The following is a 24,888-nucleotide window of genomic DNA, read 5'->3' as shown; positions in this document are numbered from 1 at the left end:
TTAAAAATTATTTTATAGATTTAATGATTGCTACAAACTCATCCGGCTTTACAACGAATGGAAGGTGCGAAGTGTTCATCATAAATGTCTCTTTAATACCGCCATTATCTTTTACCATTTGTTGCTGCAGGGCATAGCCTACTGCTTTGTCATTAGTTGTATGGATATAGTATTTGGGTATACTGCCGAATTTAACCTTTGTGAGTGTTACCTTATCTCCTAAAGGTTTAACGGGTTCTTCTTTGTGGTATTTAACCAGTATGTCTTTCATGTAATCAGGGCAGTCGGCACAAACAGCAGGTGCTATAACATCCTTTTTAATGGTTGCAGCGGTATAACCGGTATTGAATTGCAGTGCATTGCCCACAAGGCTTTGCTTGTCTTTTTTGGATAATGATAGAATATCCTCTCCGTTTTTTGGGAGATAGGCCGACACATAGATAAGTTTATCAATTTTATCAGGCATATTTTCTGCTACCTGAGATATGATTATGCCCGCCATGCTGTGCCCGACAAGTATTACTTTGCCCTTATAGTTCCTGATGCGGTTTTCTACTGTCTCAACATAATCTGATAACGATACTTTAGCTGCATCTGTTAAATCAATGCCGTGCGCGGGCAGGTTTATAACTTCTACATTTGCATTAACGGCAAGGCTGTTGCGCACAAAGCCCCATGCGCTTTCATCGGCCCATGCGCCATGTACAAGTACATAAGTCGGATAATTCTGTTTCTGTTTTTCCAGCTCATCAATAACCAGGGTAGCTGCTGCCGCACCACTATTTTGTTGCTGGCCTGTTATAAGGTTGCCGTCCTTTACGGCAAAGGCTTCAAAAGGATGCCCAGTAACAAATGTGGTATTGGGTATTTTTTTAGCTTCATCCTCTATGCGGAAGGGTTGTATTTTCATTCCCACATAATTATCGGCATACTGTTCTTCGCTGCTTGCAAAGCCTGTCCACTTTTTGCCTTCTACCAATAGTTTGCCGTTGCTGCCTTTAGTGGTAAGCAAAATGCAGGTGCCATGGCATATAGCTGCAGATGGCTTTCCTGTTTCGTAAAAATCAGAGAAAAACTTTTCTATCTCTTTGTTCCTGTACATGGTGTACATAGGTCCCTGCCCGCCGCATACAAATATTGCTTTATAATCGTGAGGATTAACAGCAGATAATTTTATTGAATTTTTGATGATTGCCACCTTATTTGGGTCTTTTTTAAAGCCGAGTGATATATAATCAAAAGCAGCATACCCACTTTCATCTTCAGGATCTGAAAAAGAATCAAATTTAATTTCTCCGCCATCTAAACTTGCAATATCTACGGCGTAGCCATTTTCTGAAAATATCCAGTACGGATGGGTTAATTCTGAATACCATACGCCTATAGGCCAGTTGGTTTGTTTGCTTACAGCCGGATTGCTGACTATCATTAGTATTTTTCCTTTGGTGCCTGCATTGTGCTGGGAAAATGAAGGTAAGGAAGACAACAGTAAAACCAGGATTACAATTAATTTGTTCATATTTGTATTGTTTTATTTTCAATACAAATTTTACTATTTTATTTTTCAGGTGTATTTTGCTTACCTAAAAGTATAATACATACCTTTAGGTGAGTATTAGTAAATAATGATGACTGCAAATGCCTGATTTTATTTATAAAGGGAAAGTATACTATAACCCGGTACAGTTTGTAATGGAGATGATAGGGGGTACATGGAAAGCTCCTATATTATGGCGCTTGCGAAATGAGGTAAAGCGCTACGGAGAACTGCGCAAAGACATACCCCATATATCAGACAAAATGCTTACAACCCAGTTGCGGCAGCTTGAGGCTGACGGGCTTATATCAAGAAAAGTATATGCGGTTGTGCCTCCTAAAACTGAATATGCCTTAACAGTGAAAGGCAAGAGACTGATGGTGATTATTGAGCAGATAAGGGAATACGGGCTGGAACTTATAGAAGAGGAAAAGAAAAATAATGAGATAAAATAAAAAAGCCCCGCTATGCGGAGCTTTAGATAATTTTAAACTGTTTCTCTTAGTGAGAATGTCCTTCATGGTTTTCTTCAATAGCATCTATGCTGTCTTTAGCCGCGTCAGCAGTTTCTTCAATAGCTTCAGTAGCTTCATCAGCAGTTTCTTCAACAGCGTCAGTAGCAGCTTCAGCGTTAGCTTCTACTTCAGTTTCAGCCTCGTTTGCTTTGTCTTTGCATGATACGAAAGATACACTCATCATGGCAATAAGGGCCATGCTTAAAACAACTTTTTTCATCTTACTAATTATTAAGGTTAACTATTAATTCAGGACAAAGATATAAACTTTTTGTAATCATGTACATTTTGCCACCATCTATAAATAAAAAAGCCCCGCTATGCGGAGCTTTTAATGCTTTTAAACTGTTTCTCTTAGTGAGCAGCAGGAGCTTCAGTAGTAGCAACAGTGTCAACAACCATAGTGTCAGCCTCAACTGGAGCAACTTCTTCAACTGGAGTCTCAACTTCTACGTTAGTTTCTTCTACCGGAGCCTCTTCAGCTTTCTCTTTGCATGATACGAAAGATACACTCATCATAGCGATTAGAGCCATGCTTAAAACAACTTTTTTCATCTTACTAAATTATAAAGGTTAATTATTAATTCGGAGCAAAGATATAAATTTTTTAATTCCGCAAAATATTTCCACAGTTTTTTTTTAAAAATATGCTAACGCTGAAATTCAGCATATTACGTGCTTAATTTTCGGTATTTTCCTATTTTTTTTGTACAAGGATTATCGCCTGTAATTATAAATCTTCCCAAAAGATAGCTATAAGGGTAAAAGTATAGTTTAGCTGCTTTACAAAACGTGCTTATTTTTTCTTTACATCTACCAGTTTCATCTCTTCGATAAGCCTTTTTGCACCCGCATATTTATCTACCACAAATAGTACATAGCGTATGTCAACCATTATGTTACGGCAAATTAACGGGTCATAATAAATGTCGCTCATAGTGCCTTCCCAAACACGGTCGAAGTTAAGGCCTATAAGATTGCCCTTTGCATCTATTGCAGGGCTGCCGCTGTTGCCGCCTGTGGTGTGGTTAGTCCCTATAAAGCACACGGGCATTTTGCCGTTTTCGCCATATTGGCCATAATCTTTTTTGTTGTACAGCTCTATAAGCTTTTGTGGTACGTCAAATTCATAATCGCCGGGCACATATTTTTCTATAACCCCGTCAAGATAGGTTACAGGCTCATAGTAAACGGCATCCCTCGGCTCATAGCCTTTTACCTTGCCATAGGTAACGCGCAGGGTGCTGTTGGCATCAGGAAAGATGCGGGCATCTTTCGGGCTTAGTTCCAGTATGCCTTTCATGTAGGTGCGCTGCAATGCGGCTATTTCAAGGTTAAACTCTTCATATTTCGGGTTAACGTTCTCTATAAAAGCGGTAGCCATAGCTTTTACCAGGCTGTAGCCTTTGTCGTTGTTCAGCTTTTCCATTACCTGCTTGGCATCGCCCTGAAGCAGTTCCTTTACGCCATTATAGCTCGTCAGTTTCGACTGGCTGTATATCTCCTGCGTTAGTGCTTTATAGTCTTTATTCTTTAATACATCCGGTAAAAACTGCTTCGGCGATTTAGTAGCATACAGTTCTATCAGTTGCTCGAATATTTTCTCGTCAACCACCTTGCTAAAGTCTTTATAAGTACCCTCAAGCGAAGCAACGGTATTGTTCCTGCGGTCGTTAAAGGACTGCTCGCCACGGGCATTATACACCTGCTCAAGCTGGTATAGCCTGTAGCCTACGGTAAGCAGCTCTGTATTGCGCAGTGCTACTTCTATAAAATAATCGCGGCTTAGCTGGTAAGGCTCAATTTCTGAATACAGCCTGGCGAAATCGTTGAACAGGTTGCCGTATTCGGCAGTTTTGCCTGCCTTTGCAGCCCTTGCCAAAAAGTCTTTCTCGAAAGCTCTTTTAACGGCAACGGCATTGGTTTGTTTTAGCCCCTGTGTTTCGCCTATCCATTTTTTCCAGTAGTTGGCTATGCTTGCATATTTGCTGGCATACTGAATTTTTATCTGTTTGTCTTTGCGCATGTAGCTGTCGGCAACCTTAAGGGCTGCATCACGCACTTCTATCTTGGCAGGGTTAAGCACGTTTACAATCTGCTCTACGGCAACGGCAGGCAGGTATTCCTGCGTGCGGCCCGGGTAACCGAATACCAGCGTAAAATCGTCTTCTTTAACACCGCCAAGCGAAATAGGGAAGTAGTGCTTAGGTGTATAAGGCACGTTGTCTTTGCTGTACTCGGCAGGGCGGTTGTCTTTACCGGCATAAATGCGGAACAGCGAAAAATCGCCCGTATGGCGCGGCCATACCCAGTTATCAGTATCAGAACCGAACTTACCTATTGATGAAGGCGGCGCACCCACAAGGCGGATGTCTTTAAAGGTTTCAGTTACAAAGCGCATGTACTGGTTGCCCTCATAGAACGTGCGGATCATGTTTTCCTGCCACGATTCTTTCGGCAGCGAGTTGGTGAGCTTTGATATGTTTTCCTGGATTTTCTTTTGCTTTTCTTCTTCGCTTTTCAGCAGGCTTACGCCCTCCAGCACCTGGTTGGTAATATCTTCTATCTTTACGATAAAGGTTACTTCCATACCGGGGTTGGGCAGCTCTTCTTCCATGCTCATGGCCCAGAAACCGTCAGCCAGGTAGTCGTGCTCTACAGTCGAGTGGCTTTGTATGGCATCATACCCGCAGTGGTGGTTGGTAAGCAGCAGCCCCTTTGGCGAAATTACCTCGCTGGTGCAGCCACCGTCAAAATGCGGCACGGCATCTTTTAAGGATGAGTTGTTTACATCATAAATATCGGAAGCCGACATTTTCATGCCCAGGCTTTTCATTTCTTTTTCGTTCATGCCCTTTAGCAGCGAGGGTATCCACATGCCGCCCTGCTGGGCAACGGCAGGAAGCGTTAGCAGCAATAATGCCAGTAATCGTAATATTCTCATAGTTTGATTAAAAAATTATGGTGCAAGATAGGGATTTTTGCGGTGGGTAGAAAACAGGTAGAAATACTGAATATAAATGTAATGTACTTGTATATATTTGTAATGCTAATCATTATTAAATATAGTATGGAAAAAAACCAAACTAAAAAACCAAATTCGAATTCAACACGTGCTATTAGAATTGTACGTAAGCCTAATGGTAAGATGAGAGTGATTCAACCATTTGACGGTGGTGGTAAAATACCCCCGAGTAAGTTCAGAGTTACCTTTGGAGGCGATAACAATAACAGAAAAAGGAAGTGGAATATTCAAAGGAATATTGATAAAGTTAAGAAAATTAATTCTACTGAAAATATTCCTCTGAAAATATATCTAGATACTAATAATGTTGAACATGCTAATACTTATTACTCGACACTATTAGATTTATTGGAGAAATTAGATTTTGAAGTTGAAAAGGAGGATCCGGCTATCCTTGGGTCTTGGATAAAGAATGCATTGCTGAAGTTTAAACGAGCAGCTACAAGTAAAGAAGTGGTTTCAAGGCTTGAGCAAGTCGAAAGGGCTCTCCAGTTGAAACATGTAGATAAGGTGCAGTCCGAAGTCGATTTAAACATAGCAGAAGCAATCGCTAGGCTAATAGAATCTACCAATAATATTAATAATTTTTCATCACTTGTAGGAAGTCTTCTGTTTGCAAAAGCAACTATCAATGGTGAAAGTGTTGTTTTTGCTCAAGTACTCACTCAAGAACAATTGAAAGTAGTAGCAGAACGACCAAGTCTTTTACATAGACCAATAGAATTAATTACGAAAATGGAAGAAATAAAAGCTGTGTCGTTAGAAGAGGGGGCTAAAAGACTAAAAGCTGGAGGGGAATAACTATTTTACCACCAACTTCATCGAACCCCGGTGGTGCATGGTGTAGTTTTTAGAAAGTTACAGGTTGCAGGCTTTTTCATGAGGATAATGTAAACAATTCTACATTGTGGCCCTATATACAATAACAATCTATTCGTGACGCTTGGTTAATTAGTCAAAATTTTATTTATTTGATTAATTAACTAAAAAATTATGAAAAAGCTAATCTTCCTTATTGTAGCGTCAGCCGCTTTATTTCTTCATGTTAAAAAGACGATGAGTCATCTCAGGATTGTCGTGCTACTAACATTTCCATGAAAATTAATGGAGAATTAAAAACCTTTACCACCGGAGGGAGGGAAATATCTATTATATGGGGAACGGGACAATATGATTTATCTTTATTGTTTTACGGAAGCACCCAAGGTACGCTAAGGCTGGAAATGATATATAAAGAAACAGGGAACAATGTTATAGATCTATTAAAGCTTGGCAATTTTGATGAGGCGCATACAGGTATGTATGAGTTAGTTAATGATGATTTTGAAAGCAACGTCCTGGTAAATAGGTCTGAATGTTTCTATGCCACTTTTTCCGGAAAAATTAATGCAAATGGCGAGGAACTAATTATTACGGAAGGTGTTATTAGTTATGAATACGATGAGCCATTTGATGAATAAATAACTACTTCACCACCAACTTCATTGAACCCCTGTGGTGCATGGTGTAGTTTTTAGATAGGTACAGGTTGCGGGCTTTTTCGTTATGGTTCTCTATTTCCAGGTAAATAATTTTTATGCCCAGTTGTTTTGCCTGCTCATGTATAAAATCAAGCGTGTTGCCGCCCAGCCCAAGCCCGCGCCATTCGTTACGGATGTACAGTTCATCTAAAATAGCAATGCGCCCGGCATACTCAAAGCTAAACACAAAGGTCAGTATCACATAGCCTACAGCCTGCCCGTTGTGCAGTATCAGCCAGCCGCTGCCCAGTGCATCGTTTACAATAAACTCTTTCAGCAGGCTTTTCGTCTTTTCTATGTTAATGGGGTAGTTGTCTATGCCGTAAAACTCCTCCATCATGGTGGTAACCACTTCTATATCCTGTTGCGCTATCGGCTTAAAATATTCCATTATTGTGCTATTTTGTTCATTATAGTGTCAACCGCCCCGCGGTTCATGTGTACAAAAGTCCCTGCAATGTGGCCGCATTCCGCTCGGTAGGCAGCATCATACACCAGTTTGGTAAGGGTGTTTTCCATATCTTCCCTGTTGTGCACCACCAGGCAGCCGCCCAGGTTTACCAGCGCCACCGCCTCCGGAAAACGCCCGTGGTTGGGGCCGATAACAATGGGCACGCCAAAAGCGGCAGGCTCCAGTATATTGTGCAGCCCCGCGGTGCCAAAGCCGCCGCCCACATAGGCCGCATCGGCATAGCTGTATATTTTGCCCAGTATGCCAATGGTATCTACAATAAAAACTTCATAAGCTGAAAGGTCTTTGCCTTCCATTTCAGAGAACAGTACCGTTTTTTTGGTAATGCTGCTTTTTAGTTCGGCTATATGGCTTTCGCCTACTGTGTGCGGGGCAATAATACATTTTATATCTGCTGACTTGTTAATGAACCCTGTAAACATTGCCTCGCCCTTAGGCCACGAGCTACCGAATACCAACGTTGTTTTTCCGTTGATGAACTGCTCTATAAAAGGCAGGCTGTTGTCGCGTTCCAGTATTTTACTCACGCGGTCGTAGCGGGTATCGCCGCTAACGGTTACATTGGTAAAGCCTATGTTATGCAGCAATTGCTTAGAGCTTTCGTACTGTACAAAAAAATGCCGGAACGCTTTTAGCGCCTCGCGGTAAAACCCGCCATACCATTTAAAGAATACCTGCTTTTCGCGAAACAGCCCCGAAATAAGGTAGGCTTCGCTATTACGCTTCCTTACTGCATTCAGGTAGTTGGGCCAGAATTCATATTTAATAAAGAACACCATATCGGGGTGCGCCAGTTGTATAAACCTTTCGGCGTTGGCTTTTGTGTCCATCGGCAGGTAAACCACCACATCGGCTGCGGGGGTATTTTTACGCACCTCATATCCCGACGGCGAAAAAAAAGTGAGCAGTATTTTGTGCTGCGGGTGCCTTTCGCGGATGCGTTCCATAACCGGTAACCCCTGTTCAAACTCGCCCAAAGATGCGGCATGAAACCATATAACCTTATCGTTGGGGCTAATTTTTTGCTTTAGTATCTCAAACACAGGCTTTCGCCCGTTAACGAACAGTTTTATCTTGGGGCTGAAAAGTGCAATTATTTTTATTGCGCCCATAGCGGCATAAGTAAGCAGGTTGTAAAGAAAAAGCATGGTATATGTATTGTGCTGCTAAAATACGCACTTTAGGGCATTTTCATTGGCAGGGAGCTATTTAATTAGTAGTTTTGCGATGGCTTAAATTACAAAAGCAAATGAAAAAATTACAAATGGTTGACCTTAAGGGTCAGTATGATAAGATAAAACAAACTGTAGATGCCTCTATACAGGAAGTGCTTGATACAACAACCTATATTAACGGGCCGGAGGTACATAAATTCCAGAAAAACCTGGAAGAATACCTTGGCGTTAAGCACGTAATACCGTGTGCAAACGGTACCGATGCATTACAAATAGCCATGATGGGCCTTGGGCTTGAGCCGGGTGATGAGGTTATTACGGCCGACTTTACATTTGCCGCTACGGTAGAAGTTATTGCTCTGTTGCAACTTACACCTGTATTAGTAGATGTAGAGCCCGACAGCTTTAATATTTCTGTAGAGGCAATACGCAATGCAATAACGCCTAAAACGAAAGCTATAGTACCGGTTCACCTGTTTGGGCAGACAGCCGATATGGAAGCTATAATGGCGCTTGCAGAGGAACATAACCTGTATGTGATAGAGGATAACGCTCAAGCAATAGGCGCCGAATATACCTATGCCGATGGCACTAAAAAGAAAGCGGGCACTATAGGCCATGTGGCTTCAACATCTTTCTTTCCGTCTAAAAACCTGGGCTGCTATGGCGATGGCGGTGCCATTTTTACCAATGATGATGAGCTTGCGCACAAGCTACGCGGTATAGTTAACCACGGAATGTATGAGCGCTATCACCATGATGTAGTAGGGGTAAACTCAAGGCTTGACAGTGTTCAGGCTGCGGTACTGAATGCGAAGCTGCCACATCTTGATGATTATAATAAAGCACGCCGTGCCGCTGCCGATAAGTACAGCAAGGCATTTGCTGGCCATGCCGATATTATTACGCCTGTTATAAAAGGCGATGATGAAAGCCATGTTTTTCATCAATATACATTAAGGATATTGAATGCTGACAGGAATGCACTGATGAAGCACCTGCTGGATAAAGGCATACCGTGTGCTATTTACTATCCGATACCGTTGCACAGCCAGAAAGCTTATGCCAGCGGCCGCTATAACGAAGATGATTTTACCGTAACCAACCAGCTTGTAAAAGAGGTAATATCATTACCTATGCACACCGAGCTGGATGATGAGCAGATAGCATTTATAACACAAGCCATTTTAGATTTCCTGAGCATATAGCATTAACCATACAACCAACCAACAAACATACCCATGAAAATACTTGTAACCGGTGGCCTCGGATTTATAGGCTCGCACACAGTGGTCGAACTGCAAAATGAAGGTTTTGATGTAGTGGTGATAGACGACCTTTCTAACTCATCAATTGAAGTGCTGGACGGCATAACTGCCATTACCGGCAAAAAACCCGAGTTTGAACAGATTGACCTGCGCGACAAGGCTGCAGTGCAGGCGTTTTTCAGTAAGTATAATGATGTTTCAGGCATTATACATTTTGCGGCATCCAAAGCAGTAGGGGAGAGTGTAGAAAATCCGCTACTGTATTATGAAAACAACTTAGGTTCTTTAGTGTACCTGTTGCAGGGGTTACAGCAAAAAGAGAAATCGCATTTCATCTTCAGCTCGTCATGCACGGTGTACGGTCAGGCCGAAAAAATGCCCATAACCGAAGATGCACCCATACAGGTTGCAATGTCGCCTTACGGAAATACCAAGCAAATAGGTGAAGAGATTATTACCGATGTTGCTAACGTGTCGAATATTAGCGCTATCCTATTACGCTATTTTAACCCTGTAGGAGCGCATGATTCTGTTATGATTGGCGAGCTGCCAAAAGGTACACCGCAAAACTTAGTGCCTTTTATTACGCAAACCGCTATAGGCCTTCGTGAGCAGCTTTCGGTTTTTGGAGATGATTACCCAACTCCGGACGGTACCTGCATAAGAGATTATATCCACGTGGTTGACCTCGCAAAAGCACACGTTACCGCTTTAAAAAGGCTTATCGATAGTAAAAATGCTGATAAAGTTGAGGTATTTAACCTGGGTACAGGCAAGGGTAACAGCGTACTTGAGGTAATAAATGCATTCGAAAAAGTAACCGGGCAAAAGCTAAATTATAAAATTGTAGCGCGCAGGGCAGGTGATATTACCGAAGCCTATGCCGATACTGCTAAAGCTAATAATGTGCTGGGCTGGAAAGCTGAATTAACAATGGAAGATGCTTTGGCCTCTGCATGGAAATGGGAGAAGAAAGTGAGAGGAAAAGAATAATATGGAGCAACGCAATAAAATAAACCTTAAGGATAAAGCTTTATTTCATCTTATAAATAAGAAAAGGGCAGTAGTGCTTACTGCCCTTTGGTTTATAGGAGGGTTGCTTTTACTATTAGCAATGAGTGATTTGTTTACCCAAAGTATATTTAATAAAAAGTACTTGTTGCTGCAATTTCTGTTTTTGCTCAATACACTGTTTATCTTTAAGATGTGGAAGGTTTATATAAGCAAGAAGAAATCTTTATATTAATTACAGGAGTTCGAGTGTTCTTTCTAAAGCCATACCTCTTGAGCCTTTGATGAGTATAGTGGCTCCCTCAGGCTTTACATTACTAAAATGTTTTGCAAAGCTTTCATAATCGGCAAAGAAGTTCATGTTGGCTTTTTCCGGGTTGTGGTTGTAAAACTCCCTCCCGACAAAATAAAATGTTACTTTATCTGAATGGTTTATCAGCAGGTGAACTATCTTTTTATGCTCCTCTGCACTTTCATCCCCAAGCTCAAACATATCGCCTAAAACAGCTATCTTGGTGTCTCTCTCAAGCTGGATAAAATTAGTAAGTGCAGCAGCCATACTGCTTGGGTTAGCGTTGTAGGCATCAAGGATAATGCTGTTGCTGCCTTTCTCAACCAGTTGCGACCTGTTGTTATTTGGTATATAATCCTCAAGCGAGGCTTTAATCTTTGTATCACTTACCTTAAAATAATTACCAATAGCAATTGCTGCACAAATGTTAGGTATGTTATAAGAACCTATAAGATTTGTTTTTATCTCAGTTCCGTTATAGGTTATGGTAACCATCGGGCTCGCTTCTGTCTTTTCGATGCGGAGGTCGCTGTTGTAATTATCAACAGCAAAGGTAAATCGTGGTATATCTTCTGTTTTTTCTTTTTGGATAGGATCATCCAGGTTTACAAAAACCGTTTTGATATTTTCTTTTAAATAATTGTACAGTTCACTTTTACCTTTTATTACGCCTTCATAACCGCCAAACCCTTCAAGGTGTGCCTTGCCAAAGTTGGTTATGTAACCAAAATTAGGTTCGGTAATACTACATAAAAATTCAATTTCCTTTTGATGGTTTGCACCCATTTCCACAATACCTATTTCTGTATCAGCAGTAAATGATAAAAGCGTAAGCGGCACACCTATGTGGTTGTTAAGGTTGCCTACCGTGGCTTTAGTGGTATATTTAGCCCCCAGCACAGCGTTTATGAGTTCTTTGGTAGTAGTTTTGCCGTTGCTTCCGGTTAATGCAATTACAGGCAGCCCAAGCTGCTTCCTGTGGTGGTTAGCCAGTTGCTGTAAAGCGGTAAGGCTGTCATCAACTAAAAGTATGTTGTCGGCAGTTTTATATTCAGCTTCATCTATTACGGCAAATTTTGCCCCTTTGGCAAGCGCTTCCTGCGCAAAATGGTTTGCATTAAAGTTATCACCCTTCAGTGCAAAAAATATTGACCCGGGGGCTATTTTTCGTGTATCTGTTGATACTGAACCACATTGCAAAAAATATTCGTAAAGGCTTGCTGTTTCCATATATAACAAAAAATAAAGCCCTAAGATAGGGCTTTATTTATAATATCTGAATTGAAATTTATTTAGTTCCTTGCAGTTTTCCTGCCGTTTTTAGGTCCTACTTTACTCATGGCACACCTGAAACCGATATAGTCGGTTGCCATATCCTGAGGGAAGTACCTTCTTTGAGCAGGGTCTAGCCAGTAAGCCCTGTCTCTCCATGAGCCGCCTTTGTAAACCCTTACGTTATCATTGATAAGCGTAGTCCTTGTAGAAGAAGGGTCCCATTTTTTGTACATCTCGCCAAGGCTGTCACTTCCTACTTCGTGTTTAGGAGCGTCATACATCCTTTGGTTTTCGCTAAGGCCGCCTTCATCTGTTGCGCCATAGTTATAGAAACGGGAAGACTGTACGTCACCATCCCTGTAATCCCTGTTATCACTCCTGGTATAGTTTTGCCTTAAGAAAACATCTTCCTGGGTAATGGCTTCCTGGGCAATCTGGCCAGGCAGGTTACGGTACTGTATGCGTCCGTTTGCCAGTGTGTCATATTCTATGGTTTCAGCAGTAACAAGTTCAGCCCTGCCATCGTCACCAATTTTATTTTTCATGTAAACGTTACCCCTGTAGTAGTTAAAGTCGTTTGCTTCATCATCTACAATCGGACGGTAAACGTCAGCAACCCACTCGGCAACGTTACCTGCCATGTCATAAAGGCCGAAATCATTTGGTGGGTATGATTTTACAGGAGCAGTAATATCTGCGTTGTCATCACTCCAGCCTGCAATTCCGCCGTAGTCCCCTTTACCTTGCTTAAAGTTAGCAAGCTGGTCGCCTTTGCTCTGCCTTCTTGAGTTACGTGTGTACTGTCCCTTCCATGGGTATTTTTTGTTACCCCTGTACAGGTTATACTCGCGGTTGCCTACAAGTGCAATAGCGGCATATTCCCATTCAGCTTCGGTAGGTAGCCTGTATTCAGGTAAAATAAGTCCTGATGTCCTTTGTGCATAAACGCCTTTAGCTTCTTCGTCACCGGCAAGTTTATTGTTACGGCCTTTGTAAACAATTTCTTCGTTACCGCCATAGCTCTTGCTCGGGCTTTCAAGATAAGCCTCGGTACTGAAAGTAGATTCAGCGCTTACATCTGTAATTTTAGCATCTCTTTTTATGTAGCCTTCCTGCTCAAGTAAAGCTTCGTTAACACGGTCTGTCCTCCATTTGCTGAATTCAACAGCCTGTATCCAGTTAACACCAACTACCGGGTAGTTGCCATAAGCAGGGTGCCTAAGGTAGTTGTTGGTCATGGTTTCGTTATAACCAAGTGCACTCCTCCATACAAGTGTATCAGGCAGGGCGCCAACATAAATGTTCTTATAGTTTTCCTCGCTTGGCGGATAAACCCTCTTTAACCAGTCAAGGTACTCCATGTACATAACATTTGTTACCTCGGTTTCATCCATGTAGAAAGATTGCACGTGCTGCTGCGTAGGCGTGTTGTTCCAGTCGTGCATAACGTCATCGGAAACCCTACCCATAGTAAAAGTTCCTCCTTCTACTTCCACAAGTCCGGGCCCAGGCTCTTGCTGCTTGTAGCGCGAGTTGTGTTGAAATCCGCCTTTCTTGTCATTAATTCTCCATCCTGTAGCGGTAGAGGTGTTAGAGCCTCCCGATTTCTTGCTACAAGCGGTAAAACCAAAAGTTATGGCAAGCGCCACAACCAGTTTTAAAGCAGTCATCTTGTTAATTCTCATCTTTCTCTAGGTAATAAATTTCGTGGCGCAATATAATAATTAACCATTAAACCGCAACACGATTTTAAAATTTTTAATAAAAATCCAAATTTATGTTAAATGTGTCTTTCTAGAACGGCTATTTTAAAGTAATATTGCACTGCTACAGGCAAAAAAATATTTTGTAAGCTTTGTAATATATTTTTTTTGTTTGCGTTTTGTTGTGTGATGAAATACAATATACTCCTATATATATGTACATTGATGCTGTCGGCTACTGTTTTTGGCCAGCAGTCGGGTACTGTTGAGCTTGTCTGGAAAGAAAGCCAGAAAGTATCTTTTGCCGAAACAGATTTGCAGATGCCCACGTTTCAGCAGGACTACATGGGTTTTGATTTTGAGGATAAGCAGCTTTTATTTACTTATAAAATGCCTGCTCCTGCTGTAGCTGACCCTAACTCGCTTACGGTTACCAATGTGGTTTATGAAAATATAAACCCCACAGCACTGGGCGATATAGATAGAAGCAAAGTGCCTGTAAAGCTTGATGCTGTTGTTAATGCTTCTAAAGCGCGCAACACCCATTACGCCACTATTAAGCTAAACCCTATTATAAAAGAAGGCAATTCCTATAAAAGAGTTAAATCTTTCAGCTATTCATTTTCATACAGGGCTTCTGCCGAAAAGCCAAAAAGCACTAACGACTTCAATAATATATCCAACTCTGTTCTTGCCGCAGGCGAATGGTACAGGTTTTATGTAGAAAAATCAGGTGTTTACCGTTTGTCTAAAAGCTTTTTGCAGCAACTGGGGCTTGATGTAAATGCAGATCCGCGAAGGATAAAAATTTATGGTAACGGTGGGCGCATGCTGCCTTTGCTTAACTCTGCCGATTATCCTGCCGACCTTGCCGAGAACGCCATTATGTTTGTAGGCGAGCAGGACGGGCAGTTTGATAATTCTGACTACATATTATTTTATGCGGAAGGTGTAGATAACTTTAGCCGTGAAAACGGCACGCATAATAACCTTTATGCCAATAGGTCATATTATTATGTAACTTCATACGGGGGTAACGGTAAGCGCATAAATGCTGTGCCGCAGCCATCGGGTACGCCTGTCATAACCACTACCCAGTTTGATGAGTATGTGTATCACGAGCGCGACCTTGTAAGTATAGCGAGGCTGGGCCGCAAGTGGCATGGCGAAGCTTTTGATATAGAAGATGAGCAGGAGTTTGATTTTACAGTGCCTGATATAGTGCCCGGTGAAGCTAAAATAACAGTAAGGGCGGCAGCCAACTCACTTACATCCACCTCTATGGGGGTAACAGTAAACGGGCAAACGGCAGGTACAATCAACTTTGGTGCTGTAGGCTCCCTTGCAAGGGGTGTTGACGGCACACTTATTACCAATTTTAATGCCTCTGCAGAAGATATAACCGTTGCGCTGAGCTATAATAACAATGGTGTGCCTACTTCGGATGCCTGGCTGGATTATATAGCAATAGAATGCAAGCGCAGCCTTAGGGGAGGTAACGGGCAGTTCCGTTTCAGGTATAACGATGCGGCAAATAATATAGGTGTAATAGAATACCAGTTTACAGGTGCGGGCGATATAAATGCCATATGGGATATTACTGACATATATAATGCCGCCCAGGTAGCAGAAAACAGTAGTAGTCAGTTTGCCTTCAGGGCTAATATGGGCGAGGTTAGGGAGTATATTACCGTAACATCTTCAGGCTACCTTACCCCGTTGAGGGAATCTAACACAAGGGTAGCCAACCAAAACCTGAAAGGTACTATTTTTAATAATGCGCAGGGGCAGTTTCAGGATGTGGAATACCTTATTATTACTCCTGAGTTTCTCCGTAATCAGGCTGAAGAGCTTGCCGGTATCCACAGGACCAACTCGGGTATGGTGGTTAAAGTGGTAACGCTCGAAAAAATATACCAGGAATTTGCATCCGGCAAACAGGATATAGGCGCTATACGTAACTTTATTAAGTATGTATATAATAATGCTTCGTCAGATGATAACAGGGTTAAGTATGTAAACCTTTTTGGTGATGCATCATTTGATTTTAAAGACAGGATACCAAATAACACGAATATTGTCCCTATTTTTCACTATTATAACGAAACAAATGCAGGTTCTTCCAATTACAGCGAAGTAAGCACTTTTGCTACTGATGAGTTTTTTGTGCTGATGGATCCTACAGAAGGAAGGATTGCCGGTGATAGTGAAGAAGCCGATATTGCAGTTGGACGGATGCTGGTAAGCAGCACCCAGCAAGCCCGTGAAATGGTAAACAAAATAGCGGAATACCTTGGAGAAGAATCATACGGAAGATGGAGAAATGAATATACACTGGTTGCAGACGATGCAGACACCTTGTCTGATGTCCCGTTTACATCTACACAGGATACTGTTGCCAACCAGCTAAATGATTTCAGGCCTTTTGTAAATGTGAGGAAAATTTATACCGACTCGTTTGTGCAGCAGGTGTCTTCAGGAGGTGAACGCTACCCTGATGCCAAAGACCAGTTGATACGTTCTATCAATTATGGTACGTTGGTGGTTAACTATCTGGGGCATGGCAGCGAGAACGGTATGGCAAGCGAAAGGATGCTGGAGAGTGCCGATGCGCAGGTGCTTACCAACAGGTATAAATATCCGTTATTCGTAACGGCAACGTGCGACCTTACCAAGTTTGATAACCCGTACAGGCAAACGGCAGGGGAGTTTATTTACTGGAACCCACAAGGTGGCGCTATTGCCATGATAACCACCACAAGGGCTATCTTTACAATCAGCGCTTATAATTTCAATAAAGACCTTTCAGAAAGGCTTTACGCCTTTAACCTGCCTGAATATCCTACAATGGCAGAAGCCTTCAGGCTTACCAAGGTGCAGGCTTCAAGCAGTACAGGTTACAGGGTTATTGCCTTTGTGGGCGACCCGGCACTAAAGCTTGCAGTGCCTAAACCTAAAATAGTACTTACACATATAAATGATGTGCCTGTTGCCGAAAACACAGCGCCCATCAGGGCTCTTGATTATGTAGCACTTAAAGGCCAGGTAACTACCGAAGGAGGTGCTGTACTCACCAATTATAATGGTGACCTTGAAATTACAGTTTTTGATAAAGAAGTACAAAGGCAAACACTTAATAACGACAACAATACGCCAAATCCCTATTTATTTAGCACCTTGGGCGAAACAGTTTTCAGGGGTAGTGCCACGGTAACAAACGGACAGTTCGAGGTTGGATTTGTGGTGCCGCGCGATATTCGCATAGCGGTTGGTAACGGACGTGTAAGCTTCTATGCCAAACGCAATAATATTTTAGAAGACCAAACCGGTCATGATAATGATATCCTTATAGGAGGTATAAACGAAAATGCCGCCGAAGACAGGACAGCGCCTTCCGTAAGGCTCTACATGAACGACGAAAGCTTTGTGAGCGGTGGTATTACCAATGACTCACCGATGCTGCTTGCTTTTCTGGAAGATGAGCATGGTATTAATACAGCGAGTGGAATAGGCCACGATATTATTGGTATACTGGATGGCGATGAAAATAACCCGTTCCTGATGAACGATTATTATGAAGCCGACCCTGATACCTATAAAAGAGGAAAAGTGCGTTTTCCGTTTGCCAATCTTGAAAAAGGATTGCATACGCTAACCTTTAAAGCATGGGATGTTTACAATAACCTTGTTACTGCCGATATTCAGTTCGTGGTTTCGGGAGATGATGCCCTTACAATAGATAAGGTGCTTAACTACCCTAACCCGTTTGTAAGTTATACCGAATTCTGGTTTAACCACAACAGGCCTTTTGAGCCGCTTGATGTGCAGGTGCAGATATTTACGGTATCGGGCAAGGTGGTAAAAACAATAAACCAGTCGGTAATAACCGATGGCTTTTTAAGCCGTGATATCAGGTGGGACGGGCGAGACGACTTTGGCGATAAAATAGGCAAAGGCGTATATGTATATAAGCTAACTGTAAGATCTACCGTAACTAATAAAACAGCATACAGATATGAAAAACTTGTATTGCTGTAAAAAACACTATATTTGTTTCCCTTAAATTTTAAAAACCGAAATGAAAAAAATTATCTTGTTTGCTTTGTGCCTTTTGGGAGTGCATATTGCAAAGGCGCAAAATGAAAGAGTAATTACAACAGGAGTACCGTTTTTATTAATTGCAGCCGATGCCCGTGCCGCCGGTATGGCCGATCAGGGTGTGGCAACTTCTACAGATGCTTATTCGCAGCAATGGAACCCCGCCAAATATGCCTTTGCTTTAGACGGGCAGGGGGTAGGTGTTAGCTATACCCCATACCTTACCCAGATTGCAAGCGATATATCTTTGGCACAGTTAAACTACTATAACAGGTTTAACGAGCGTAGTGCTTTTGCCGGTAGCCTTCGTTATTTTGGCCTTGGTGAAATAGAATTAAGGCAAAATCCTGAAGACCCTGCGCTTGTAAGGTCTCCTAACGAACTGGCTTTAGACCTTTCTTATTCACTAAAGCTGAGCGAGCGTTTCTCTATGGCGGTTGCCGGGCGCTTTATAAGTTCTAACCTCAGGATACCGGAAACAGCGGATGGTGGTGATGCGCGTGCTGCTACATCATTCGCGTTTGACGTGGCAGGTTTTTACCAGTCGGAAGAAGTGGCTTATTCAGATTTTAATGGCCGTTGGAGGGCTGGTTTTAACTTCCAGAACATGGGTCCTAAAATCAATTATAATAATGATGAGGATACCAACAGCAGCAATTCTAACTTCCTGCCTGCCAATATGAGGCTTGGTGCAGGTTTCGATTTTATTTTTGATGAATATAACAAAGTAGGCGTTAGCGTAGAGATAGCAAAGCTATTGGTGCCTACCCCTCCTGCAATTACAGAGCCTAATTACATAGACTTAAACAACGATGGCGAGATAAGCAACTCTGAAGCTGATGCTGCAGAAGATATTGCGGATGAACAATATGCTTCAGACCTTAATGATTACAACAGGACAAGCTGGGTTTCAGGTATCTTTAAATCATTTGGCGATGCTCCTGATGGTTTCAGCGAAGAGCTTAAAGAGGTTACTTATTCTGTTGGTGCAGAATATATGTACCAGGATTCATTCGCGCTGCGTTTAGGTTACTTTAATGAAAACGAACTAAAAGGTGCGCGTAAGTTTTTCTCGCTTGGTGCAGGCTTTAAATATACAGTGGTTAAGATAGATGTATCTTATCTGTTCTCTGCGTCTAACGTAAGGAACCCGCTTGAAAATACACTTCGTTTTTCACTTACCTTCAATTTTGGAGACAACACCTATGACGAGTGGTAGTAGATGGAGAAACTCACAATAACATCAACTTTTAATGTATATCAGTCGGCAGATGAATTGCCGGGAGATGTAAAAGATTTAATGCAGCAGGCAGTTGAGGTGAGAAAAACATCTTATGCGCCATACTCGCATTTTCACGTTGGCGCAGCCGCACTGCTCGATAACGGCAGGGTGGTGTTAGGTTCCAACCAGGAAAATGCGGCATACCCATCAGGGCTTTGCGCCGAGCGTGTCGCTGTTTTTCAGGCAGGTGCTGTTTACCCTGATGCAAAAATTATAAAGATTGCCATTTCTGCCGCCGCCGAAGATAAGGTTGTAGATAGCCCTATACCGCCATGCGGTTCGTGCAGGCAGGCCATAGCCGAATATGAATCGAAGCAGGAAACACCTGTAGAAATTTATTTTATGGGCGAAACCGGGAAAGTATATCATTCGCCTTCGCTGCAAAATTTGCTGCCATTGGTGTTTGAAAGTAAATATTTATAATCAGCTAAAAGGATTTCGTAAAGAAGTCCTTTTTTATTTCCCGCACAAAGGGTTATTAAAACTTAAAATACTTTATATTATTTTTTTAGTTATAAGCGGGATGTGTTATTTTTGCCTTTCGCAAATTTGTGTGAGGAAACTTTTTGCGAATGTTTATTTCCGTTTATTTTAAATCACATTAAGTAACAAATATTCAGCAATGAAAGAAGTAACTAAAGAAGTTTATCTGAAGTGGTACGAGGATATGCAGTTCTGGAGAAAGTTTGAAGACAAGCTTGCAGCACTGTACATTCAGCAAAAAGTTAGAGGTTTCCTACACTTGTACAATGGTCAGGAAGCCGTACTTGCAGGTGCGCTTCATGCTATGGATCTTTCTAAAGATAAAATGATAACCGCATACCGTAACCACGTGCAGCCAATAGGCATGGGTGTAGATCCGCGCAAGGTTATGGCAGAGCTTTTAGGAAAAGCAACAGGAACATCTAAAGGCTTGGGTGGTTCTATGCACATTTTCTCTAAAGAGCATGGCTTTTATGGCGGTCACGGTATTGTTGGCGGGCAAATTCCGCTTGGTGCCGGTTTGGCTTTTGCCGATAAATATTTTGAAACAGGTGGCGTAACGCTTACTTACTTTGGAGATGGTGCAGCCCGCCAGGGTTCGCTTCACGAAGCGTTTAACATGGCTATGCTATGGAAACTTCCTGTAGTTTTTATTGTTGAGAACAATGGTTATGCAATGGGTACTTCTGTAGAGCGTACTGCTAACCATACTGATATATGGAAACTTGGCCTTGGCTATGAAATGCCATGCGGCCCTGTAGATGGTATGAACCCTGTAAAAGTTGCCGAGGCAATGCACGAGGCAATGGAGAGGGCACGCAGAGGAGAGGGGCCAACCTTCCTTGAGATGAAGACATACCGTTACCGCGGACATTCTATGAGTGATGCCCAGCACTACCGTACTAAGGAAGAGGTAGAGGAGTACAAAAAGATAGACCCTATTACCCAAGTACTTGATATAATTAAAGAAAATAACTACGCTACAGACGAAGAAATAGATGCGATAGACCAAAGGGTAAGGGATTTGGTAGATGAATGCGAGAAATTTGCAGAAGAGTCTCCGTATCCGGATCTTAATGTTATGTATGACGTTGTTTACGCACAGGAAGATTATCCGTTTTTACCACATAAACTACAATAAGAAATGGCAAAGATTATTACAATGCCGCGCCTAAGCGATACCATGACCGAAGGTACTGTAGCTACGTGGCTTAAAAAAGTTGGAGATAAAGTTACTGAAGGCGATATACTTGCCGAAATTGAAACTGATAAGGCAACAATGGAGTTCGAGGCTTTTGATGCCGGAACCCTTTTATACATAGGAGTGCAGGAAGGCGAAACCGCCGCTGTAGATTCTGTTCTTGCTATTATTGGTAAAGAAGGCGAAGATTATAAAGCGTTGCTTGAAGGCAAGGGCGGTGATGCGCCTGCCGATGATAATGCTGAAAAAGAAGAAAGCAAAGAGGAGCCTAAAGCTGAAGAGAAAAAAGAGACATCTAAAGAAGAAAAGCCAGCCGCTAAAAAATCAGGTGGATTGCCTGACGGCGTTAAGGTTATTACCATGCCGCGCCTTAGCGATACCATGACAGAGGGTACTGTTGCCACATGGCTTAAAAAAGTGGGCGACAAAGTAAATGAAGGTGATATACTTGCTGAGATTGAAACCGATAAAGCCACTATGGAGTTTGAGTCGTTCAATTCGGGTACTTTACTGTATATTGGTATTGAGGAAGGGCAGTCGGCTCCTGTTGACAGCGTACTTGCCATTATAGGCCCGGAAGGAACAGATGTTTCAGGTATTGCCGAGAATTATGATAAAGACGGCGGTGAGGCTGCTGAAAGTAGTGAAGATGAAAAAGAAGCTGCACCTGCCGAAGCCAAAACAGAACAGCCGAAAGCAGAAGAAAGCAAACAATCTGACGATACTGCTGATAGCGGGCGCATTTTTGCTTCTCCGCTGGCAAGAAAACTTGCCAAGGAAAAAGGTGTTGACCTTAATAAAGTAAAAGGTACAGGCGAAAACGGAAGGATTGTACGCAAAGATATAGAAGGCTATAAAGAGGAGGCTGTACAACCCGCAGCAGCACAGCAACAGGCTGCGCCTGCAAAAGCGGCAGCAGCTCCGGTATATACCCCTGCGGGAGAAGTAAGCACAGAAGAGGTTAAGAACAACCAGATGCGCAAAACTATTGCGCGCCGCCTTGCCGAATCTAAATTTACGGCTCCGGAATACAGCCTTACCATAGAGCTTGATATGGATGCTGCCATAGCATCACGTGGCGTTATAAACTCGTTGCCTGATACTAAGGTATCTTTCAATGATATGGTTATAAAAGCCTGTGCAATGGCGCTAAGAAAACATCCGCAGATAAACACTGTATGGAAAGATGATGTTACTGTTTACAACAAGCACATAAGCATTGGTGTGGCAGTAGCGGTAGAAGACGGCCTTGTAGTACCGGTACTTAAATTTACCGATATGATGAGCCTGTCTCAGATAGGTGCCAACGTTAAAGACCTTGCAGGCAAAGCACGCAGCAAGAAGCTTGCCCCTGCCGATATGGAGGGCAGTACCTTTACGGTATCTAACCTGGGTATGTTCGGCATACAGGAGTTTACTTCTATCATCAACCAGCCAAATTCTGCCATACTTTCTGTAGGCGCAATAGTAGAGAAGCCGGTAGTGAAGAACGGACAGATTGTAGTGGGCAACACTATGACCGTTACCCTAACCTGCGACCACAGAACTGTAGATGGCGCTACAGGTGCACAATTCCTGCAAACGCTTAAGCAGTATATTGAGAACCCGGTAACCATGCTGGCGTAATTAGTACGATATAATTTGTTACCTATATAGATGCCCGCCCTCAAGGCGGGTATTTTTATTTTTGTATTTTAGCTTTTTAAAGCAATCAATATGCATAGAATTGTAATGTTTGCCGCATGTTTTTTTATAACTGCGGCCGGATGTGCTCAAAAAGCAAAACCGGGAAACTATGTGGCTACACAGGAGTCGATTTCCAACACGCTGAAGTTTCTTTCTTCAGATGAACTTGCAGGTCGCGACAGTGGTAGCGAAGGGATTGAAAAAGCAGCAGTTTTTCTTGAGGATATCATGGCTAAAAATAACCTTAAGCCCTACTTTGCAACCTATCGTGATACCCTTTCTAATTTTGCCAGGCCCGCTTATAATATTGTAGGATGGATTGAGGGTACTGACCCTAAACTCAAAAATGAATTTGTGGTTATAGGGGCACATTACGATCATATTGGCACAGGAGACAGCAAAGTGAAAGGCGACACTATATACAACGGCGCCGATGATAACGCAACCGGAACAACCGCAGTAGCGGAGCTGATAAATTACTTTGGAAGTGCAAAGAACAATAAGCGCAGTATTATGTTCTGCTTCTTTTCGGCTGAAGAAAAAGGTTTGTTAGGCAGTAAGCACCTGGCAGAAAAACTGCATGCTGCCGGTTTCAATATTTACACCATGCTTAATTTTGAGATGATAGGCGTTCCGCTTGGCGGTACTACCGATGCTTATATCACCGGTATGGGCCGCAGCAACATGGCAGACAAGCTGAATGAATATGCAGGTAAAAAAATGATAGGCGCTAATGAGTTTGAAATGAAATACCAGCTTTTCAGGGCATCGGATAATTACCCCTTCTTTACCGAGTTCAACATACCGGCGCATACTGTAAGCACTACAGAGATGACCACCTTCCCGTACTACCATCATCCTGATGATGAATTTGAGAATATGGATACCGCCCACATGGCAGGTTTCATTAATAAAATGATTCCGGTTGTAGAGAAAATGGTAAATGCCAAAACAAAAGAAATAGTTTTAAAGAATTAATGAAGAATATAGTTATTACAGGTACCAGCCGTGGTATAGGGTATAAACTTGCATTACAGTTTGCAGATGCGGGGCATAATGTGCTTGCCTTATCAAGACAAATGCCGCAGGTACTTTTAGAGCATCAGAACATAACCTGCCTTTCTACAGATCTTTCAGACGAAAAGCAATTGGAGCAGGTTAGCAGCTTTATAGCCGGTTCATGGCAAAAAGCAGATATTATTATCCATAATGCAGGCGCATTGCTTTTAAAGCCTTTTAAAGACATTACAGCCGAAGAATTTGAATATATATACAAAGTAAACGTGTTTGGTGTTGCGGCTTTAAACCGTGCTGTATTGCCTTATATGGGCAAAGGCGGGCATGTTGTAACCATAAGCAGTATGGGTGGCGTGCAGGGCAGCATGAAGTTTGCAGGGCTTTCTGCTTACAGCAGTAGCAAAGGAGCAGTTATAACCCTCTCTGAACTGCTTGCGGAAGAATATAAAGAACTGGGCATTGCTTTTAATGTGCTGGCACTTGGTGCAGTAAATACAGAAATGTTGCAGGAGGCTTTCCCCGGATATGAAGCGCCGCTCTCGGCAGCCGAAATGGCCGATTATATATATAATTTTGCCCTTACAGGTAACAGGTATTATAACGGCAAGCTGTTGCAGGTATCATCAAGCACACCATAAAATAACATTTTGAAGCACATTATTGAGCCATACCTGCCCGAACATGCCGTTGATGCCGTTTTTGAGCTGATAAGGGTTTACGGCGTGCATCTTAAAATTGTAAATGACCGTGTTACCCGCCATGGTGACTACCATAGGGATGGTAGTGGTGCGCATCGCATTACCGTTAACGCCAGCCTTAACAAGTACAGGTTCCTGATAACGCTGGTGCATGAAATTGCGCACCTTGCCGCATTTGAAAAATATGGACGTAATATTAAACCACACGGCAATGAGTGGAAGCTCACTTTTCAGCGGTTAATGGTTCCTTTTATACGCCCCGAGATATTTCCGCCGCAATTACTGCCCCTGCTCGCAAGGCATTTTCGCAACCCAAAGGCGAGCAGCGATACTGATGCTACACTCTCACTCGCACTAAAGCAGTTTGATGAAAAGTCAGAAAAGAATTATATCTTTGAAATTCCCTTTGGCAGCCAGTTCCGCATCCATAACGGAAAAATTTTCAGGAAGGGCGCACAGAGGGTTAAGCGTTTTGAATGCCTTGAAATAAGTACGGGAAAAACTTATTTATTTAATCCGAATGCAGAGGTAGAGTTACTGCCTTAGTATGTGTTAAATAAAAAATAAACCGCTTTGAACTGAAAGGAAATATCAAAACCTTTACTAACAGATTTTAAGATAATCAGTAAG

The 24,888-nt window shown here is 42.3% G+C and carries 21 protein-coding genes; 13 read left to right on the top strand and 8 right to left on the bottom strand.

Going from position 1 to position 24,888, the window contains the following annotated elements; all coding sequences use genetic code 11:
* Positions 1-7: 7 nt before the first annotated feature.
* Positions 8-1,519, bottom strand: a complete 1,512-nt coding sequence (locus KJK34_RS08965; RefSeq protein WP_223053519.1) for an alpha/beta fold hydrolase — start codon at positions 1,517-1,519, stop codon at positions 8-10.
* A gap of 119 nt (positions 1,520-1,638) precedes the next feature.
* Here KJK34_RS08965 and KJK34_RS08960 point away from each other — a divergent pair, with 119 nt between their 5' ends.
* Positions 1,639-1,992: a winged helix-turn-helix transcriptional regulator gene (locus tag KJK34_RS08960; protein ID WP_223053518.1), complete on the top strand. Its 354-nt coding sequence runs from the start codon at positions 1,639-1,641 to the stop codon at positions 1,990-1,992.
* A 46-nt stretch (positions 1,993-2,038) separates the two neighbouring features.
* Here the strand turns inward: KJK34_RS08960 and KJK34_RS08955 are convergent, their stop codons facing one another.
* The 3 genes from KJK34_RS08955 to KJK34_RS08945 form a co-directional block, all read right to left on the bottom strand.
* Entirely contained in the window at positions 2,039-2,272 is a 234-nt protein-coding gene (locus tag KJK34_RS08955; protein WP_223053517.1) for a hypothetical protein, read from the bottom strand.
* Positions 2,273-2,406: 134 nt separating this feature from the next.
* Positions 2,407-2,607: a hypothetical protein gene (locus KJK34_RS08950; protein ID WP_223053516.1), complete on the bottom strand. Its 201-nt coding sequence runs from the start codon at positions 2,605-2,607 to the stop codon at positions 2,407-2,409.
* A gap of 241 nt (positions 2,608-2,848) precedes the next feature.
* The gene (locus tag KJK34_RS08945) at positions 2,849-4,996 is read right to left on the bottom strand and encodes a S46 family peptidase (RefSeq protein ID WP_223053515.1); all 2,148 of its coding nucleotides are present in this window, start codon (positions 4,994-4,996) and stop codon (positions 2,849-2,851) included.
* 126 nt (positions 4,997-5,122) lie between these two features.
* Between KJK34_RS08945 and KJK34_RS08940 the strand changes: the two genes are divergently transcribed.
* Both KJK34_RS08940 and KJK34_RS08935 read left to right on the top strand, forming a co-directional pair.
* Positions 5,123-5,878 carry a hypothetical protein gene (locus KJK34_RS08940; RefSeq protein WP_223053514.1) on the top strand — a complete coding sequence of 252 codons (756 nt, stop codon included), beginning with the start codon at positions 5,123-5,125 and terminating at the stop codon, positions 5,876-5,878.
* Positions 5,879-6,171: 293 nt separating this feature from the next.
* Positions 6,172-6,537, top strand: coding sequence for a hypothetical protein (locus tag KJK34_RS08935; protein ID WP_223053513.1), 366 nt, complete (start codon positions 6,172-6,174; stop codon positions 6,535-6,537).
* Positions 6,538-6,541: 4 nt separating this feature from the next.
* Here KJK34_RS08935 and KJK34_RS08930 read toward each other — a convergent pair whose 3' ends face one another.
* Complete coding sequence (locus KJK34_RS08930; protein ID WP_236937619.1) at positions 6,542-6,988, bottom strand: GNAT family N-acetyltransferase; 447 nt, start codon at positions 6,986-6,988, stop codon at positions 6,542-6,544.
* Positions 6,988-8,217, bottom strand: a complete 1,230-nt coding sequence (locus KJK34_RS08925) for a 3-deoxy-D-manno-octulosonic acid transferase (protein WP_223053512.1) — start codon at positions 8,215-8,217, stop codon at positions 6,988-6,990. Before KJK34_RS08925 ends, KJK34_RS08930 begins: the two co-directional genes overlap by 1 nt.
* A 101-nt stretch (positions 8,218-8,318) precedes the next feature.
* Between KJK34_RS08925 and KJK34_RS08920 the strand changes: the two genes are divergently transcribed.
* Positions 8,319-9,452, top strand: coding sequence for a DegT/DnrJ/EryC1/StrS family aminotransferase (locus KJK34_RS08920; RefSeq protein WP_223053511.1), 1,134 nt, complete (start codon positions 8,319-8,321; stop codon positions 9,450-9,452).
* A gap of 33 nt (positions 9,453-9,485) precedes the next feature.
* The gene (gene galE, locus KJK34_RS08915; RefSeq protein WP_223053510.1) at positions 9,486-10,505 is read left to right on the top strand and encodes a UDP-glucose 4-epimerase GalE; all 1,020 of its coding nucleotides are present in this window, start codon (positions 9,486-9,488) and stop codon (positions 10,503-10,505) included.
* A 253-nt stretch (positions 10,506-10,758) separates the two neighbouring features.
* Here the strand turns inward: galE and KJK34_RS08910 are convergent, their stop codons facing one another.
* Positions 10,759-12,045, bottom strand: coding sequence for a UDP-N-acetylmuramoyl-tripeptide--D-alanyl-D-alanine ligase (locus KJK34_RS08910; protein WP_223053509.1), 1,287 nt, complete (start codon positions 12,043-12,045; stop codon positions 10,759-10,761).
* A gap of 62 nt (positions 12,046-12,107) precedes the next feature.
* Entirely contained in the window at positions 12,108-13,775 is a 1,668-nt protein-coding gene (gene gldJ / locus KJK34_RS08905) for a gliding motility lipoprotein GldJ (protein ID WP_223053508.1), read from the bottom strand.
* Between the two features lie 207 nt (positions 13,776-13,982).
* Here gldJ and porU point away from each other — a divergent pair, with 207 nt between their 5' ends.
* The 8 genes from porU to KJK34_RS08865 all read left to right on the top strand — a co-directional run bounded on the left by porU (position 13,983) and on the right by KJK34_RS08865 (position 24,804).
* On the top strand, positions 13,983-17,831 hold the full coding sequence (gene porU / locus KJK34_RS08900) for a type IX secretion system sortase PorU (RefSeq protein ID WP_223053507.1): 3,849 nt from the start codon (positions 13,983-13,985) through the stop codon (positions 17,829-17,831).
* Between the two features lie 40 nt (positions 17,832-17,871).
* Complete coding sequence (gene porV, locus KJK34_RS08895) at positions 17,872-19,110, top strand: type IX secretion system outer membrane channel protein PorV (RefSeq protein WP_223053506.1); 1,239 nt, start codon at positions 17,872-17,874, stop codon at positions 19,108-19,110.
* A 3-nt stretch (positions 19,111-19,113) separates the two neighbouring features.
* Positions 19,114-19,596 carry a cytidine deaminase gene (locus KJK34_RS08890; protein WP_223053505.1) on the top strand — a complete coding sequence of 161 codons (483 nt, stop codon included), beginning with the start codon at positions 19,114-19,116 and terminating at the stop codon, positions 19,594-19,596.
* Between the two features lie 199 nt (positions 19,597-19,795).
* On the top strand, positions 19,796-20,797 hold the full coding sequence (gene pdhA / locus KJK34_RS08885; RefSeq protein ID WP_223053504.1) for a pyruvate dehydrogenase (acetyl-transferring) E1 component subunit alpha: 1,002 nt from the start codon (positions 19,796-19,798) through the stop codon (positions 20,795-20,797).
* A gap of 3 nt (positions 20,798-20,800) precedes the next feature.
* The gene (locus KJK34_RS08880) at positions 20,801-22,483 is read left to right on the top strand and encodes a pyruvate dehydrogenase complex dihydrolipoamide acetyltransferase (protein WP_223053503.1); all 1,683 of its coding nucleotides are present in this window, start codon (positions 20,801-20,803) and stop codon (positions 22,481-22,483) included.
* A 90-nt stretch (positions 22,484-22,573) separates the two neighbouring features.
* On the top strand, positions 22,574-23,521 hold the full coding sequence (locus tag KJK34_RS08875) for a M20/M25/M40 family metallo-hydrolase (protein WP_223053502.1): 948 nt from the start codon (positions 22,574-22,576) through the stop codon (positions 23,519-23,521).
* Positions 23,521-24,198 carry an SDR family NAD(P)-dependent oxidoreductase gene (locus KJK34_RS08870; RefSeq protein ID WP_223053501.1) on the top strand — a complete coding sequence of 226 codons (678 nt, stop codon included), beginning with the start codon at positions 23,521-23,523 and terminating at the stop codon, positions 24,196-24,198. Before KJK34_RS08875 ends, KJK34_RS08870 begins: the two co-directional genes overlap by 1 nt.
* A gap of 9 nt (positions 24,199-24,207) precedes the next feature.
* Complete coding sequence (locus KJK34_RS08865; protein ID WP_223053500.1) at positions 24,208-24,804, top strand: SprT-like domain-containing protein; 597 nt, start codon at positions 24,208-24,210, stop codon at positions 24,802-24,804.
* The last annotated feature ends 84 nt before the right edge of the window (positions 24,805-24,888 follow it).

Source organism: Flavobacterium coralii, from assembly GCF_019891545.1.
Taxonomy (GTDB): domain Bacteria; phylum Bacteroidota; class Bacteroidia; order Flavobacteriales; family Flavobacteriaceae; genus Flavobacterium; species Flavobacterium coralii.
This window is presented reverse-complemented; position numbering and strand designations above follow the sequence as displayed.